At 55.2% G+C, this 16,921-nt stretch carries 14 protein-coding genes; 5 read left to right on the plus strand and 9 right to left on the minus strand.

The features are described from left to right. Positions 1–52: 52 nt before the first annotated feature. The 9 genes from CFBP1590_RS28235 to tssA all read right to left on the minus strand — a co-directional run bounded on the left by CFBP1590_RS28235 (position 53) and on the right by tssA (position 7,219). A complete protein-coding gene (locus tag CFBP1590_RS28235) occupies positions 53–661 on the minus strand; it encodes a hypothetical protein (protein WP_231991792.1) in 609 nt (202 codons plus the stop codon). A 7-nt stretch (positions 662–668) separates the two neighbouring features. Beyond that, positions 669–1,199 carry a hypothetical protein gene (locus CFBP1590_RS26525; RefSeq protein WP_231991794.1) on the minus strand — a complete coding sequence of 177 codons (531 nt, stop codon included), beginning with the start codon at positions 1,197–1,199 and terminating at the stop codon, positions 669–671. Between the two features lie 75 nt (positions 1,200–1,274). Continuing rightward, entirely contained in the window at positions 1,275–1,676 is a 402-nt protein-coding gene (locus CFBP1590_RS26530) for a hypothetical protein (protein WP_231991796.1), read from the minus strand. A 2-nt stretch (positions 1,677–1,678) separates the two neighbouring features. After that, on the minus strand, positions 1,679–2,650 hold the full coding sequence (locus CFBP1590_RS26535) for a DUF6402 family protein (protein ID WP_088236279.1): 972 nt from the start codon (positions 2,648–2,650) through the stop codon (positions 1,679–1,681). 10 nt (positions 2,651–2,660) lie between these two features. Further along, the gene (locus tag CFBP1590_RS26540) at positions 2,661–3,185 is read right to left on the minus strand and encodes a PAAR domain-containing protein (protein ID WP_088236280.1); all 525 of its coding nucleotides are present in this window, start codon (positions 3,183–3,185) and stop codon (positions 2,661–2,663) included. 10 nt (positions 3,186–3,195) lie between these two features. After that, positions 3,196–3,603, minus strand: a complete 408-nt coding sequence (tssE, locus tag CFBP1590_RS26545; RefSeq protein ID WP_003413694.1) for a type VI secretion system baseplate subunit TssE — start codon at positions 3,601–3,603, stop codon at positions 3,196–3,198. 13 nt (positions 3,604–3,616) lie between these two features. Then, on the minus strand, positions 3,617–5,095 hold the full coding sequence (tssC, locus tag CFBP1590_RS26550; RefSeq protein ID WP_004882972.1) for a type VI secretion system contractile sheath large subunit: 1,479 nt from the start codon (positions 5,093–5,095) through the stop codon (positions 3,617–3,619). Between the two features lie 28 nt (positions 5,096–5,123). After that, positions 5,124–5,630, minus strand: a complete 507-nt coding sequence (gene tssB / locus CFBP1590_RS26555; protein ID WP_004882971.1) for a type VI secretion system contractile sheath small subunit — start codon at positions 5,628–5,630, stop codon at positions 5,124–5,126. Between the two features lie 32 nt (positions 5,631–5,662). Next, a complete protein-coding gene (tssA, locus tag CFBP1590_RS26560; protein WP_004882970.1) occupies positions 5,663–7,219 on the minus strand; it encodes a type VI secretion system protein TssA in 1,557 nt (518 codons plus the stop codon). 789 nt (positions 7,220–8,008) lie between these two features. On the opposite strand from tssA, the gene CFBP1590_RS26565 reads away from it, so the two are divergent. The 5 genes from CFBP1590_RS26565 (at position 8,009) to CFBP1590_RS27790 (ending at position 16,876) form a co-directional block, all read left to right on the plus strand. Further along, positions 8,009–8,527: an Hcp family type VI secretion system effector gene (locus CFBP1590_RS26565; protein ID WP_004882969.1), complete on the plus strand. Its 519-nt coding sequence runs from the start codon at positions 8,009–8,011 to the stop codon at positions 8,525–8,527. Positions 8,528–8,660: 133 nt separating this feature from the next. Next, positions 8,661–10,703 (plus strand): type VI secretion system Vgr family protein, encoded by a 2,043-nt coding sequence (locus CFBP1590_RS26570; protein WP_088236281.1) that lies wholly within the window; start codon positions 8,661–8,663, stop codon positions 10,701–10,703. Continuing rightward, positions 10,693–11,436: a DUF4123 domain-containing protein gene (locus CFBP1590_RS26575; RefSeq protein ID WP_029242937.1), complete on the plus strand. Its 744-nt coding sequence runs from the start codon at positions 10,693–10,695 to the stop codon at positions 11,434–11,436. Before CFBP1590_RS26570 ends, CFBP1590_RS26575 begins: the two co-directional genes overlap by 11 nt. Continuing rightward, positions 11,433–16,400: an RHS repeat-associated core domain-containing protein gene (locus CFBP1590_RS26580; RefSeq protein ID WP_088236282.1), complete on the plus strand. Its 4,968-nt coding sequence runs from the start codon at positions 11,433–11,435 to the stop codon at positions 16,398–16,400. The genes CFBP1590_RS26575 and CFBP1590_RS26580 overlap by 4 nt, the downstream gene beginning before the upstream one ends. Beyond that, complete coding sequence (locus tag CFBP1590_RS27790) at positions 16,397–16,876, plus strand: hypothetical protein (protein ID WP_127051615.1); 480 nt, start codon at positions 16,397–16,399, stop codon at positions 16,874–16,876. The genes CFBP1590_RS26580 and CFBP1590_RS27790 overlap by 4 nt, the downstream gene beginning before the upstream one ends. Positions 16,877–16,921 lie beyond the last annotated feature (45 nt).

Raw genomic sequence — 16,921 nt, forward strand, 5'->3', positions numbered from 1 at the left:
ATTCGTTTGATGTGCGCTGAAGCTGCTGAGAGCACGACCATGGAAAAGAAATTCATTTGAGGTTCCGAGTGAGCCAGAACCTTTCGAACTGGTCAGCCACCACTATTGCCAGAGCAGTAAGCCCACCCGTCAAAGCGCTATAAGCTACCGCTCGAACGGGATAGAGCGGCAACAGATAAGCCAATATCAACACAACCATGAAAGCAACAACGCACCACTTGAAAAGCTGCCTTGGAATTACGGCAATCACTGCATTCGAAAAAACAAATAGAAAAAAAACCATGTACATGGCAATCCCAATGGAAGCGCCTCTAGAGGTCAGACCGCCAAAGATCGCTTTATAGAGCGAAATCCCACAATAATTAACAACGACATAAAGGACGCAGGAAAGAGCATGTATGACCAAGCTTCGCGCTATTCTGGCGATCATATTTTCCACGTTCCATACCAATCCATATGTCCTCGCCAAACAGGAGTTGCCGGCGGCATAAAAACGCCTTGCAAGCCTTTTACTCTGGGACTCAGCGCATAAAATAAAATTGCTAATCATCGCAAAAATTCTTAATTTCGCCCGCAGACTCAGGACCACAGTGACCTCTTCCACCAGAGAGAATCCGGAGAAAAAATAAGGACTGGAGGCAATTCCACCCAAGCGATTCACTGCTCTACTACTCCCCAATCACTTCATATGGAGTGTTGCTCACAAAAAAATTCAACCAGTGTGGCTCCCACTCGGGAAATCTGAGAACGAAATGCTGATCACGCTTATAAAAATCAAGCCACACGATACCAGCAATCATTTCATCCTCATGGCTGCTCATGTCGAGCGAATTGCTCAAATACAGCGGGGAACGGAACGCTGCATTTGAATCCCTCTTATCCGCGATGCGCAGATACGACAAATTCTCAAATGGCACAAGCAATCCCCTAGCTGACACATTTTCAACAAGATATTCACCCGTATTACTTACTACAAAGCTGCTGGCTTGACGGTGCTTGAGACTATTTATAGAACCTACGAACACACCAACGATGGCAGTTAACAAAGTCAAGAAGATTTTTAGTTTCTTAGAAACCATTATGTCTTCACCAACCCAAAGGCGCCGCAACGCAACGCCGAGGCACCGCCCTAGTGGGCGGCCGAACACATCACTGTCAGCAACTATGACTAGATCTCCTTTCAAATCCATCACTCTCATAATGACTGATCCTTCAATTCTTTAGCCGTAATCTCAACGCTCGCTTGATAAATTACTGCCACGTTCCGCGCCTGCTTACTCTTTATTATCATTTAACGCTGCGCACTCTGAAATATTCCAACCTTCATACCCGCTTGAAGTCGGATAAATCGCATGGCCATTAACCCACCGCGAGCGCTCGTCAGTCGTAAATTCATTCTGCCAAAGCAGCCACTCAGACGACTTCAGCAGATCTCCTTTATCGGTATACACCCTAAAAAAAGCTTCGCTGGCGAACAACTTCACAAATTTCCCAACAACACCAAACCCCGAATACTGCGGAATATATGAGTTGATATAACAAGTTTTCGGGTCATTCCAGGTTGTTGAATACACTACAGCTGCAGAAGCAGCTCCTTGTTTAACATACAGCCAAGTTAAGCCTAAGCTGCAGAGCAAACAAACAACAAAGGTTAACGTCAACGATATTTTTCTCATGACTACTTAGATCCAGAGCGCGATAAATATTCATCGAAATCGATGGGACCAAGATGAATAACGAAAGATACGTCATACAATTTAACAGTCGTATAGACCATCAAATCACCGCCCTTCTTATGTAGTTTCCTATATTTATTAAAATGACCGTTGGTTACTTTATAATATTCAACACCTGATTTTTCAATTACTGCAGGTTCAGTAAAATAATCAATCGGCCCAGGTCGAATGACCCCCTCAGGCGACCAGTAGCCCAGCAACTGGTCATCCCCAACGTTTAGAAAGTCGTAGGTATCTCGAACATAAAGACCTATCTGCTCGACCTCGATTGCGGGAAATCCATTATCATTCTCGACAGTCCGAAATTTAGTGGCCGCGACTTTAATTACAAATGTTCCCAGTGCGCCGTATACGTCGTCTAACGCGTCAGTTGCTTTCTCCCAATCCGACGCCCCAAATCGAATAAGGTTGAACTGAGAGATATCTTCTAACTCAAGGGCGGTCTTATTACTGTAATCCAGATATGCGCCTTTAAGCTTTTTTGACTTTGCATCTAACAGCCCAAGTCGCTGCAGCCGAGTCATTAATACAACCAGCCCCCTCGACAGCTCATCAAGCGAGCCTTTTACTCTACCGGCACTTCCGTTAAACTCTGACGTAGAGGAAAACTCAGAAATATACTCATCAACTTTTGGCTTCACGCGATCCGACGCGGTAAACAGCCACTCGAAGGGTATATCGGTGATCAGCTTTTCCGCACTCAAGGTGCTCGCTGAAACATCGCCTTGTTTAACTGCCTTTGGCAGTTCATAAGGAGCACCGGAGAACCACTTGTTCATGACACGAGCGGAAACCGTCCACCCCAACCTGGCCATAACCTTAGGGATTGAGGAAAGCGGAAACGTCTTGGCCTGAACGTTCTGGCCTTCTTTATTTTGAGCCGGCGTCAAGGGTGCGGCAATCGGTGCGGGCATAATACAAGCCTCAATAAATGGCGATGGAGCTTTGGGGCTCCAACAACAACGTGGCCCCTTCAGCAATCGAGGAGCCAATGATCGAGGTTTTACCTGCACCATCCGTAACACCGGTTATTTCTTTTCCTGAGTCAGTGCGGATTGTGTAAGCGCGATCCACAACCGGTTGACCTGTTTCCGGATCAGTCACAACGAAGTGCTGGTTGAACGGCCACTTGATATCCACCGGCAACGGCGCCACAAACGCCGCAGGCGTGTGCGAATTACCAATAATCACCGTCCCGGACCCGGCTGTGACCTTGTTGCCATGGGTCCCAACAGAATCAACCGTGGCAGCCGGTTTTCCGTTGATCAGAACGGTTGTCGCCAGACCGCCCGACATCGCACCACCACATGCCGAGGCATCGCCTTGGCGGGCGGCCGGGAGGCCGTCGAAAAACACGTCGCCGGAACCAGCGACGATAGGATTGGTACCGTGGCCGGGGAGCGGGCAAGCCGTGGGGTCGGTGACGCGTGCTGCGGGTTTTCCGGACATAGGAATCTCCTTAGTTGACCTTCACTTGACCGCTACCATCCAGGCGAGCGGCGAAACTGACCTGACGCTTGAAACCCTCAACTTCCAACAGCCCTTCGATGCTAAAGGACAGGCGAAGCTGATCGTGATCACGCGGCAGGGAAATGACACGCACATTGCTCAGGCGCGGCTCGTAGGCTTCGATAAAACTTTCGATGGCCAAACGGGCCTGACTCAGAGAGTCGTGCAGGCTCAGACGCATGTCATTGAGATCGGGTAGCCCGTAGTCGGACAGCGTTTGCACGCTGCCCGCACGGGTGCTGAGCATCTTGGCCAGATGGGCAGCCACGGACGCCGTGGCGGAAACCTCGCGGCTCCAGCTGACGCGTTTTTCCGCATCGCCATTCAGGCGTTCGAAAAGGCTGCCGTATCCAGTCATGAGTGAGCTCCGTTTACTCTTTGTCCAGCTTGCCAACCAGCGACAGGGTGAAATCAGCACCCATGTACTTGAAGTGCGGACGCACGTTCAGGCTGACGCGGTACCAGCCAGGCTCGCCTTCGACGTCGCTGACGGTGATCTGGGCGGCGCGCAACGGGCGACGACCACGCACTTCGGCGCTCGGGTTTTCCTGGTCGGCGACGTACTGACGGATCCACTTGTTCAGTTCCAGCTCGAGATCGGTACGCTCTTTCCACGAACCGAGTTGCTCGCGCTGCAGCACTTTCAAGTAGTGAGCCAAGCGGTTGACGATCATCATGTACGGCAGCTGGGTGCCCAGCTTGTAGTTCAGCTCTGCAGCCTTGCCTTCAGCGCTGTTGCCGAAGAACTTCGGCTTCTGCACGGAGCTGGCGGAGAAGAACGCCGCGTTGTCGCTGCCCTTACGCATGGTCAGGGAGATGAAGCCTTCCTCAGCCAGTTCGTATTCACGACGGTCGCTGACCAGAACCTCGGTAGGGATCTTGGTCTCGATTTCGCCCATGCTTTCGAAATGGTGCAACGGCAGGTCTTCAACCGCACCACCGCTCTGCGGGCCGATGATGTTCGGGCACCAGCGGAACTTGGCGAAGCTGTCGGTCAGCTTGGTGCCGAACGCGTAAGCCGTGTTACCCCACAGATAATGCTCGTGGCTGTTGGCAACGGTTTCCTTGTACACGAACGATTTGACCGGGTTTTCTTCCGGATCGTACGGGTTGCGCAGCAGGAAACGCGGAACGGTCAGACCGACGTAACGGGAGTCTTCCGACTGGCGGAAGCTCTGCCATTTGGCGAACTGCGGGCCTTCGAAGTGATCTTTCAGATCTTTCAGGTCCGGCAGGCCGGTGAAGCTTTCCAGGCCGAAGAATTTCGGGCCGGCAGCAGCAATGAACGGTGCGTGAGACATGCAGGCTACGCTGGAGACGTACTGCATCAGTTTCACGTCCGGCGAGCTTGGGGACATGAAGTAGTTGGCGATGATCGCGCCAACCGGCTGACCACCGAACTGGCCGTATTCAGCGGTGTAGATGTGCTTGTACAGGCCCGACTGCATCACTTCCGGCGAATCTTCGAAGTCTTCCAGCAAGTCATCCTTGGAGACGTTGAGGATTTCGATTTTGATGTTTTCACGGAAGTTGGTGCGATCGACCAGCAGTTGCAGACCACGCCACGACGATTCCAGAGACTGGAAGTCAGGGTGGTGCAGGATCTCATCCATCTGACGGCTGAGCTTGGCATCGATCTCGGCGATCATGCGGTCGACCATTGCCTTCTTGACCGGCTCGTTGCCGTTCTGCGGCTTGAGCAATTCTTCGATGAAGGCCGATACACCACGCTTGGCGATGTCGTAGGCTTCGTCGTCACGCGTCAGGCTGGTCTGGGCGATGATGCTGTCGAGAATGCTTTGTTCGCCTGTCTCAACGTTTTTTTGCTTTGCTGTACTGTTGCTTGGCATGGGTTTGACTTCCTTGGCTGATAGGGACTCAGGCGTCTGGGGCTGGCTGCTTCAGGCCCAGTTCGCCCAATACGCGACCGCGGGATTCGTCGTCGGCGAGGACGCTTTCGATGGCTTTGCGGAACGCAGGCGCATTACCCAGCGGGCCTTTGAGCGCCACCAACGCATCGCGCAGTTCCATCAGCTTTTTCAGCTCCGGCACCTGTTCAACCAAGCTGGCCGGGTTGAAGTCTTTCATCGAGTTGACACGCAGCTTCACGGGCAGCTCTTCCGTTACGCCTTCTTCATCCTGAAGACGGTTCGGTACGTTCAGGGTCAGCTCCAACTCCTGCTTGGCCAACACTTCGTCGAAGGTCATCTTGTCGATGCTGATCGGCTTGCGATCTTCAACTTTGCGCTCGTCCCTGCGATGGGTGTAATCACCGATTGCCAACAACTTCAGCGGCAGCTCGATCTCTTCCTGATTACCGCCGGTAGCGGGTTTGAAAGTGACGTTGATGCGTTCCTTTGGGGCTACAGAGCCTTCTTTGGCCATGGCTTTTCTCCTTTCGGTTGTGGCCCTGGGGCCTATTCGAGTACCACTTCGAGGTCTAGGTGGCACAGCCTGCGATAAATCTCTTCCTTGCGTTCGCGCACTACATGGTTCTGCGGTAACAGCTCACAGCAGCTATGCAGCAGATGCAGTACTTCCAGTGCAAGATCGGGCTCCCATGCATGAAGGCCCGATTCCTGTAACGTCTGATCCAGCGTCTCGAGTTGCGCCTTGGCCAGTTCGTATTTCTTGGCCACGAAGCACAGCCGGGCCAGGGCGAACTGCCAGAAAAATCGAGCGCGTCCGCCCTGCGCCTTTTGCAGCCCCTGCTTGAGAAGCTGCACAGCCGCTTTCAGGCCGTCCTTGCGCAGAATGGGCAGCGCCGCTTCGAGGGCTACTTCCCAGGCTGGCTGGGTATCGGCAACTTCGACCTTGCGCGGTGCGCTGTTGGTTTGCAGGTGCGGCATGACGCTTGCGGTGACCCATGCCCGGGTAGCCGGATCGGCAAAGGGTGTGCCGTCGTGATAGCGCAGTTCGATAATGCCGGGCAGGCGCTGAAGCAGAAGCGCAAAATGGATTTCCACTTCGCGCATGGCCATCTCGGCGTTTAGTCCTTGCAGGCACTCCCACGCCATGCGCTGGCCGTCGAACCAGAATGGCGCCTTCGCCAGACTCGCTTCCAGTTCGACCAGAAGATCGGCATATTTGGCCTGATCGTAGCGATCCTGATAGGCCTTGAGCTTGTCTGCAGGCAACCCGCGCAGAGCCGTGATCTGCTCGGCGTTTCGCTCGGGGATTGCATCGATCGGCAGCCACAGCAATGTGCGGTTGAGGCGCAAGGCTCGCAGATCGCTGGCCTTCTGTTTAAGCCACCAGGCACACAGAGGACGTGCGTTTTCCTGCTGGGCACGCAGGGCCTTGTGCGCTTCCTTTTCGTTATCGATAGGCGCGCCGGGCGTGAACAGCTGTGTGGCCGCCTGTTTGACCTGCGCAACCGCTGCACCAACCACGCCTGGCTCCGGCTGGTTGTCAGCCGCGCGCTGGACCATGCTTTTCAGACGGCGGGAAATCGGCAGTAATAATGGAGCGTCGTCCCCCAGATGCTCAGTGCACGCTTTATCGAGGCCTTCAAGGTGTTCGACCAGACGCCGGAACATTGGCAACTGTTCTTTGATCGCGACGTTTTCGTTAAGCACCTGCTCGAGACGCGGCACCAGCCAGCCGACGGCAGCGGCGCGCGTGCGGGCTTTTCTGGGATGAATATCAGCCCAGTGATGTTCGCAAAGGTGGTGCAGAACACCGAGTCCGGCCAACAGTCCTTGAAAGGACTCTCGCTGGTAGAGCGCCCACGCAAGCCATGCGCCTACGCGCAAGTCCTTGGACTGGGTGCGAAGCAGACTCTCACTGTTTTCTCGAATTTTAAGCCAGTCGATCTGACCGGCTTCGTGCATGGACTGCGCTTTACCCAGCTCGCTTTCCAGTGCCTCGAACTCGACCGAAAAGCGCACGTCCTCTCCCGCGAAGTTTTCAGCGGAAACAGGAACTTTGGCAAGTTCAAGGTAGTGGGCAGAAAGTTTGCTTGAGTAGGACATCCTTGACCTTCGATTACGACGACATCCGTTGGGCCATTAGAGGGTGCGATGGCATAAAGCGCCAAAAAGCCTCGACCACGCGGCTGGCCGGTCGAGAGTCTTACGCTTTCAGAGGTCGGAATCTTACTCACGGAGATGGCCACTAGCAAGCATTCGATTAAACATCAAGGAGACGCGTTTTCATTTTCTGTAGGAAATTTCTTTTTATAACGAAAACGCATTGCCGAGCCGCTCGAAATGCACCTTGACCAGTCGCCTGAAAGCAGCGACACAGAGCCTTTTCAGCAGAAAATTCTGTTATGGGATGTCTACGCGACGGAACGAAAAAGTTGAAAAAATAAATGCGAAAATTTCATAAAAAAAATAATAAGGTTGTATGACACACATCATGAGAACTAGGTTTCAAACTGCACCCAAAAAGATGCAATAAATTTCATAAACATCTCTATGACTGGATTACACACCAACTACACGAAAAAGCATCATATGGCCATCATGCGCAAGAAATGGCGCACCAGATCTGTGTATAACCTGTGGACACATCTCTACAACCCATACAAGACGTGCCATACGGCTTAGTGCGCAAGAAGTTGCGCAGTAGTGCGCAACTTCTTGCGCACATTCAGCGGTATTTCCCACAGAAATAGCCTCCTTTTCCCACGCCATGTCAGGTAACTGCCTGATTTACAGACGCTGCCTGCAAGCTGGCACGAAGCTTGATATCTGCAAGGCACCCTCCGGGCGATTTCGCCTCCGGGCACCTTCACTTATTCAGCAAGGAGCACCTCCATGGCTACGCCAGCGTACATGTCCATCACCGGCACCAAACAAGGCCTGATCACTGCCGGTGCCTTCACCGCTGATTCGGTCGGCAACACCTACCAGGAAGGTCACGAAGACCAGGTCATGGTTCAGGGTTTCAGCCACGAAGTCATCATCCCGCGTGACCCACAGTCCGGTCAGCCAACCGGTCAGCGCGTTCACAAGCCAGTCAAGATCACCAAGGTGTTCGACAAGTCCTCGCCACTGCTGCTGGCAGCACTGACGTCGGGCGAGCGCCTGACCGAGATCACCATCCAGTGGTACCGCACTTCGGCTGCCGGCACCCAGGAACACTACTTCACCACCAAACTTGAAGACGCGATCATCGTCGACATCAAGGACTACATGCACAACTGCCAGGACCCGGCGAACGCGCACTTCACTCACCTGGAAGATGTAGAGTTCACCTACCGCAAAATCACCTGGACCCACGAAGTATCCGGTACTTCGGGTTCCGATGACTGGCGTTCCCCGGTCGCCGGCTAAGTCGCGCCGACCGCTTCAAGCATCGGCCAGCTCTGCTGGTCGATGTTGTTTACGCCCCTCCAGAATTTCGCGTGTGCCGGGCCGCTTTATTTGAGCCTCGACGCGCGCAGCAGCACTGCACGAGGAACAAGGGATGTTCGCGCCGGCCAATCAGACTCACTTCAGCCTGACCGTAGAAGGGCTTTCGAACGACCTTCAAGTGTTCGCCCTTACCGGCCGGGAAGCCATCAGCCAGCCATTCGCCTTCGAGGTGGAGCTGGTCAGTGAGCAACCGTCCCTGGACCTCGAAACGTTGCTGCACAAACCGGCCTTTCTGCAGCTTTCGCCTGACGGCAGCGGCATTCACGGCCAGATCTACCGCGCCGCCCAGGGCGATTCCGGCAAGCGGCTGACCCGCTACGCCGTGACCCTGCGCCCGCAGTTGGCGTACCTGGCGCACCGCATCAACCAGCGCATCTTCCAGAACCTGAGCGCGCCGAAAATCATCGGCCAGGTCCTCGAAGAACATGGCATTCAGAGCAACGCCTATCAGTTCAAGGTCGGGGCAACGTACCCGGAGCGCATTTACTGCGTTCAGTACGATGAATCGGACCTGCACTTCGTCCAGCGCCTGTGTGAGGAAGAAGGTATCCATTACCACTTCCAGCACAGCACCACCGGTCACACGCTGGTGTTCGGCGATGACCAGACGGTGTTCCCGAAACTGGCGCCCGTGGCTTATCAGCAGGACTCCGGCATGGTCGCCAGCGACCCGGTGATCAAGCGTTTCGACCTGCGCCTGGAGACCCGCACCAGCCGCACGACCCGTCGCGACTACGATTTCGAAAAGCCGCGCATGACGCTGGAAAGCGAAAACCGTGGCGACGCACTGCCTGACCTCGAGGACTACGACTACCCCGGCCGCTTTGTTGACCGTGACCGGGGCAAGCACCTCGCCAAGCGAGCGCTGGAGCGTCATCGCAGCGACTACCAGTTGGTCGAAGGCAAGAGCGATCAGCCGTTGCTGGTCAGTGGCCATTTCCTGGCCATGACTCAACACCCCAAGGCCAAATGGAACGACCTGTGGCTGCTCACTGAAATCCTGCACGAAGGCAAGCAGCCGCAAGTGCTGGAAGAGTCGGTCACCAGCGACACGACCGACCTGAAGGATGACTTCCATCAGGGCTACCGCAACCGTTTCCAGGCCACCCCGTGGGACGTGCCGAACCGGCCGCCGCTGGACCACCCCAAGCCACGTATTCTCGGCAGCCAGAGCGCCGTGGTCACAGGCCCTCAGGGCGAAGAGATTCACTGCGATCAGTACGGCCGCGTCAAAGTACAGTTCCATTGGGATCGCGAAGGCCAGGCCGACGACAAGACCAGTTGCTGGCTGCGGGTCTCATCCGCATGGGCTGGCGCGATGTACGGCGGCATCGCCATTCCGCGTATCGGCATGGAAGTGCTGGTGACCTTCCTGGAAGGCGACCCCGATCAGCCGCTGATCACTGGCTGCCTGTACCACAAGGAAAATGTCGTTCCGTACGACCTGCCGGCAAACAAGACCCGTAGCACGTTCAAGACCCTCAGCTCACCGGGCGGCGGCGGTTATAACGAACTGCGCATCGAGGACCGCAAGGGACAGGAGCAGATCTACCTGCACGCCCAGCGCGACTGGGACGAGAACGTCGAGCACGACCAAAAGATCCGCGTCGGCAACGAGCGACACGACACCGTCGAGCAGAACAGTTACAGCGAATTCAAGGCCGAGGAACACCACACCGTCTACGCCGACCGCAAGGTCGAAGCCCGCGCCGACGATCACCTGACCGTGGCGGTCAACCAGCACGTGAAGATCGGCACAGGCCAGTTCATCGAAGCCGGTCAGGAAATCCACCTGAGCAGCGGCATGAAGGTCGTGCTTGAGGCCGGTAGCGAACTGACCCTTAAAGCGGGCGGCAGCTTCATCAAAATCGACGCCAGCGGCGTCACCCTGAGCGGCCCGGTGATCAACGTCAATACCGGCGGAAGCCCCGGCAGCGGCACTCCGGCAGCCCCGCTGATGCCGGGTCCGCTACAGCAGGCCGATGCCGACAAGGCCGGTGCGGTACTGACCCCGGCGCAGATCAACACCCTCAAACGCAATGCACCGTTCTGTGAAGAATGCGAGAAGTGCAAGGACGGTGCCTGTGCAATCTGACCGCCTTACGCCACGAGACTGGCTGACGCAACAACCGTTGCGCAAGGACGAACACCTGTACGTGGTCGTCAGCGCCGCCAGTGATGCCGACGCACTTAAAACCCTGCACATGACTGAGCCAGACGCCGGATTCATTCCGATCTGGGGCGGCACGCCTTATGACACTTGGCAACCGGTGATGCCCTACCTGAGCGAACTCAAGCCTCGATCAACCTTCCTGACCTGGGTAGCTGAAACCGATGCCGAAGACTGGGGCTGGCTGGCCGTTTCAACGCATCCACCGCAGGTGGTGTTCGAACACCTGCGCAGCCTGACCCAAGTGAAGATGCCGGACGGGGCCGAGGTGTTTTTCCGGTTTTGGGATGGGCGGCATATTTATCCGATTCTGAGCGAACTCGGCGCAGAAGCGTCTGAGGTGGTTCCGGTTTTTGATCGTTATCTGATCAACGGACGAGCTTTGACAACAGGTCAGGGGGTCGTCGGTGATCCGATGCCGTTCCCTTGGTGGAGCGTGCCGGATGCACTGATTAAAAAGCTTGCGGGCGACGATCCCAACACTGTCATCGACAACATGATGCAGTGGCTGCAAGAAAATGAAGCCGAACTGTACTTCTCGTTTCCCGAATCCAATCTGCGGCAGAAAGTGGCGCGTTTCGTAAAGCGTACCTCGCTCACGGAAGAAAACTATACCGGGCTCTTGAAAGCCCACTTGGAGAATGAGGTGACCGTATGAACATTTCCATGGGTTCTATCGTCGGCAACCTGACAGCCGAGCAACCCGATGCTCAGGTCATCATCAAGGACTTCAAGAAGTGCCTCGCGGACTACCGCAAACATGCCGAGGCCTGGTATGGCGGTATTCTGGATGCGGAACAGCAGTTTCAGGTAGGCGATGAAGTCGGCACCCAGGACAAGGACAGCAAGAGCAGCGCTGACCTGTATGCGACATGCCCGGCCAACGGCAAACTCAAGCTGGTGCACAGCTTCGAGTCCGCGCGTTTTGTACCGATCGGCAACACGCCTGTGCGACTTGTGCCTGTGGTCGACGGTTTATTCATGGGCAAGAATGAGGCTGGCGGTCCTATCAACGTGACCATTGGCCCCAGCGGCATCAAAGAAGTCACGGGGCTCAAGCCTAACCAGCAATACAAGATCACTTTTTTCCCCAACCCGACGCCCGCACAGATCGACAGCCTGTTCAACTCATATCAGGGTGTCATAGGCGAGCTTAGCGGCTGGCTGACCACCCAGTGGAGTACGGACTTTTTGCCGCTCTGGCAGGCGCATAGCAACGCGTCCATGACCGGGCGAGCCATGCAGCAACTGGATTCGGCCTGGAAAGGTTTTCTCAAAGCAATCATGGGTTTGTGGGGGGATATAAAAAGTCTCTACAACCTGGTCGCCCATCCCCGGGAAAACTACGAAAAGCTGAAAAAGTTCTTCACCGAGGAAGAAATCAAACGCATTTACAACGCGTCCAAAGAAGCCATCCACACGGCGTTGCTGATTGCCAGCGACGAGCCGCTGATGTGGATCTATGTGGCTGCGATTGTAGCGTGGGTCAAGATGCTGCCGCCGCAGACCTGCACTGAAGTGCTCGCCGAACTGACCACCGAAGTGCTGATGAACATCTTGATCGGCGTCGTGCTGACCGGTGGTATCGGCCTGACTGTAAGGGTTGCCACCAAGGCACTCAAGGCGACGCAAAACAGCGGCAAAGTCATGGCGCTGATTGAAGACTTCACCTCGATGTTGATGAAGCTCAGCCGGAAAAACGCACAGGCTCACGCCGAAACCGCCAAGCCCCTGCTGCTGAATGCGGAGGCAAAGCTGAACCCTGCGCGCAAGACGGATGTCGCCATCGCGCCACCAAAACCGGCTGTCACGGCTACAGCTCCGAAGAAAAAACCGCCCATTTCCGGCACAGTGGAACCGGACGCGCAGGTTCAGGCACGGGGCAAGAAGAAGAACGCGACAAAGGTCGAACAGAAAGAGCACGTCGACGACGCGCCTGCACAGTCAAAGAACCCGGCTGATGAACCTGCAGAACCTGCGAAGAAAACCTGCACCAACGGCGACCCTGTTTCAATGGTCACAGGGGAAGAGCTTCTGACCCTCACCGACGGTGAGCTCGGCGGACTCTTGAATCTCGAATGGACACGCCTGTACCGGACGAGCGCAGTCGAAATCGATAGCCGTCTGGGCTACGGCTGGAGCCATTCGCTCTCCCACCGCCTGCAACTGGACGATGAGGGTGTGCTCTGGACTGACAACGAGAATCGTCAGACCCGCTTCCCGATGCCGACCGAGCGGCGTCCGGCCATTACCAACAGCCTGGCCAGTGCAGCGATTTTTGTAGGTGATGCCCCAGGCGAACTGATTCTGACCCAAGCGGGACAAAAGCCGCGCTTCTATCATTTCCGCGCCGGTCGGCTGACAACCATCAGCGATGCCTACGATAACCAGCTACATATCGAATACGACCTTGTTGATCGCATCCAGCGTATCGACAACGGAGCAGGACGCTCGCTGCTGTTGCGTTACAACGACCGACACATCGCCTCGGTCGAGTACCAGCAACAACGTCCGGAATATGACGAGCAAGGCAAGCGGCAGGATCCATGGCTGACAGTACAGACCCTCGTCAGCTATCACTACAACGAGCGACATCAGCTGGTCCGAGCCACAAACGCAGCCGGTGAAAGCGAGCACTATCGTTACAGTGATCAGCACGTCATTCTCGAACGGCAGTTGGCCGGTGGTGCCAGCTTCCATTGGGAATGGGAGCGCGAAGGCAAGGCCTCACGCTGTGTGCGTCAATGGGCCAACTACTCGCAGATGGACATACGCTACGTCTGGGATGACAACGGAACAGCCACGGTCATCAATGCTGACGGCAGCGAACAGGTCTACGTGCATGACACCAATGCGCGGCTGGTCAGCCAAACCGATCCTGATGGCGCAAAATTACAGAAAATCTACGACGAACAAGGTCGTCTGATTGCAGAAAAAGATGCACTCGACGCAGTCACTGAATACCGCTACAACGATGCCGGACGCCTGATCGCCCTCATTCCCTCTGAAGGACTTCCAACCTATTACGGCTATTTCGACGGCCAACTGGTAAGCGTCGAACGTGGCGAAGCACGATGGAAATACGATCGAAATCGTCAAGGCGACATCACCGTCCAGATCGATCCGGACGGCAACGAAACCCATTACAGCTACGACCTGCACGGTCGCCTGCTGGAAATCCGTCACCCCGACGGCAGTCGCCACACGCTGGGCTGGAACGGCCTTGGCCAGTTGCTCGAAGAGCGCCTGCCTGATGGCGGTCAGCGCAAATACCGTTACGACGCGCTGGGTCGACAGATCACCCGTCAGGAAGAAACCGGCGCCATCACCCATTACCAGTGGGACGCGGCCAACCGTCTGGCACAAATCACCCTGCCCGGCGGCGCCACCCGCGCTTTTACCTACAACGCCTATGGCAAAGTCACTGCCGAACGCGATGAGCTGGGCCGCATCACCCGCTATGAATATGCCGACAACCTGCATATGGTCAGCCGCCGCATCAACCCGGATGGCAGCCAACTGCGTTATCGCTACGACAATGCCCGCCTGCTACTCACCGAGATCGAAAACGAGCGTGGCGAGCACTATCATCTCGACTACTACAGCAATGGCCTGATCCAGCGGGAAACCGGCTTCGATGGCCGCAGCACGGCCTATGAATACGACCTCAACGGCCAGCTGCTCAAGAAAACCAAGTTCGGCGACGACGGCAGCGAACTCGTCACCGAGTATCAGCGTGACAGCGCTGGCCGCCTGCTGGTCAAAACCCTGGCCGATGGCAGCACCATCCACTACCGCTACGACGCTCTCGGCCGCCTGGTCAGCGTCGACGACGGTCACTGGCCGCTCGCTTACGAATACGACCTGCAGGATCGCCTGATTACCGAGCATCAGGGCTGGGGCACCACGCGTTACGAGTACGACGCGCTTGGCCAGTTGAGCCATTGCCGCCTGCCTGACGGCAGCAAACTCGATTACCACCACCAGCGCGGCGGCCAGCTTGGCAGCATTGACCTCAACGGCTCGCGCCTGACCACGCACCAGTTCACAGCCGGTCGCGAACAGCAACGCCAGCAGGGTCTGTTGCTCAGCCAGTATCAGTACGATGACCAGGGCCGCCTTCAGGCCCACAGCGTCAGCCAGCAGGACCGCAACCTGTTCCACCGCCACTACGCGTACGACGCAAATGGCAATCTGGCAGGCGTCAACGACAGCCGAAAAGGCAACCGCAGCTTCCACTACGACCCGCTGGATCGCCTGATCAGCGTGCGCGGCAGCACCCCGGAAAGCTTCGCCCATGACCCAGCCGGCAACCTGCTCGCCCAGAACGACCTGCCCGTCGCCAACCTGGCCAACGTCAAAGGCAACCGCCTGCTCATGCAAGGCGACCGGCACTACGACTACGACGCCTACGGCAACCAGATCCGCGAGCGACGCGGCACCGGTCAGAAGCTTGTCACCGAATACCGCTACGACTGCCAGCACCGCCTGATCGGCGTCAGCCTACCGGGCGGCAGTACCGCGTCCTACAAATACGACGCCTTTGGTCGCCGCATTGAAAAGACCGTCGATGGCCACACCACCGAATTTCTGTGGCAAGGCGAGCGGCTCATCGCCGAAAGCGCAACCAACCGGTATCGCACCTACATCTACGAGCCGGGCACCTTCCGCCCCTTGGCAATGCTCGATGGCGAAGGCCCACTGAAGGCCCAGCCGTTCTACTACCAGCTTGACCACCTCGGCACCCCACAGGAACTCACCGATTACAGCGGCGAGATCATGTGGTCGGCCAAATACCGGGCTTACGGCAACCTCGCCACCCTCGACATCGCCGAAATCGACAACCCGCTGCGCTTCCAGGGTCAGTACTTCGATGCCGAGACGGGCCTACACTACAACCGCCATCGCTATTACAATCCGGGCACTGGACGGTTTCTGACGCCGGACCCGATCAAGCTTGCGGGTGGGTTGAACAACTATCAGTATGTGCCTAACCCTACGGGGTGGGTGGATCCGTTGGGGTTGAGTTCGGCTTGTCCGGGACCTGATTGTAAGCTTCCTACAAACTCCGCGAACGCTACTAAACCTGACCACTTACCAATGACTCAGGAAAAGTTCGACGAAATTATCGACATGGACAAAGCGGATCGGCCACCGAATCCTGGCGACTATCTTCCAGAGAGTTATGTAACCGCTCATCGGGAGCTTTTTGCAAAAGAAGGTGGGTCGTTTGTCGTAATTGAGAAATGGATCACAACCGCGAGGTTCCCAGGGTTTCCTGAACGAAAATTCGTTGGGCTAACATCGGAGATGGAAAAAGTTATAGGCAAGTATAAATCAGCAAATAATGACTGGCGGATCCTTAACGACGAGCTAAACCTCGGATCAGACTTGTCAAAAGAGAAAATCTATTTAGTCAAAATATCACCAGGCGATCCAAGGTTTCAATATGAAATGCCCAACGGTCAGGAAGCCGGTGCCTATCCCAAAGAATGGGTTCCTGGAGGAGCAACAAAAAGTGGCACAAAAGAAGCAGCTCTAATAGGCTCAGAGAAGATTCAACATGACAACGATATAAATGCGTTGCTAAAACAATTTGAAAAATGGGAAAAACTTCAATGAAAAACAAATTTCAAATTGCCCTGAAAAACTCGGAAATACCAGAGTTCTTTAAAGGTGCCGGACAATATTTTTCACCAGACCCTGACTGGGGAGTTCATCTACATATCAGAAACTGGCGGGACCTTTGCGAGTACTTAGAGAACCTAGATACAAAAAATGATGAGAATCAAATACTGGAAAATTCTTTCATAGTATATTTAAATTCATTAAAACAGTCATATGACGACGCTGAATCACTAGCATACAATATAAGCGGCTATTACTCCATGCGCGAAGACTACGCATTCATGTCGCGCGATGGATATGATTTAATAAAAGCGTTAACCCCCGAAAAAAAATCTATAATAGGAAAGCTTTTTAGACTTCTACGGCGTGATTATCACTCTCAAAACATTGGAAAGCCTGTTATAACCCTAGAAAAATTACTAGATAGAATTCGTAACAATGGCTGCACGCTAGACCTAGAAAAACTATAGCTACTACTACCAAAAATTGTACTCAATTGCCGGAACATGTCCTCG

This window comes from Pseudomonas viridiflava (assembly GCF_900184295.1).
Classification (GTDB): Bacteria; Pseudomonadota; Gammaproteobacteria; order Pseudomonadales; family Pseudomonadaceae; genus Aquipseudomonas; species Aquipseudomonas viridiflava.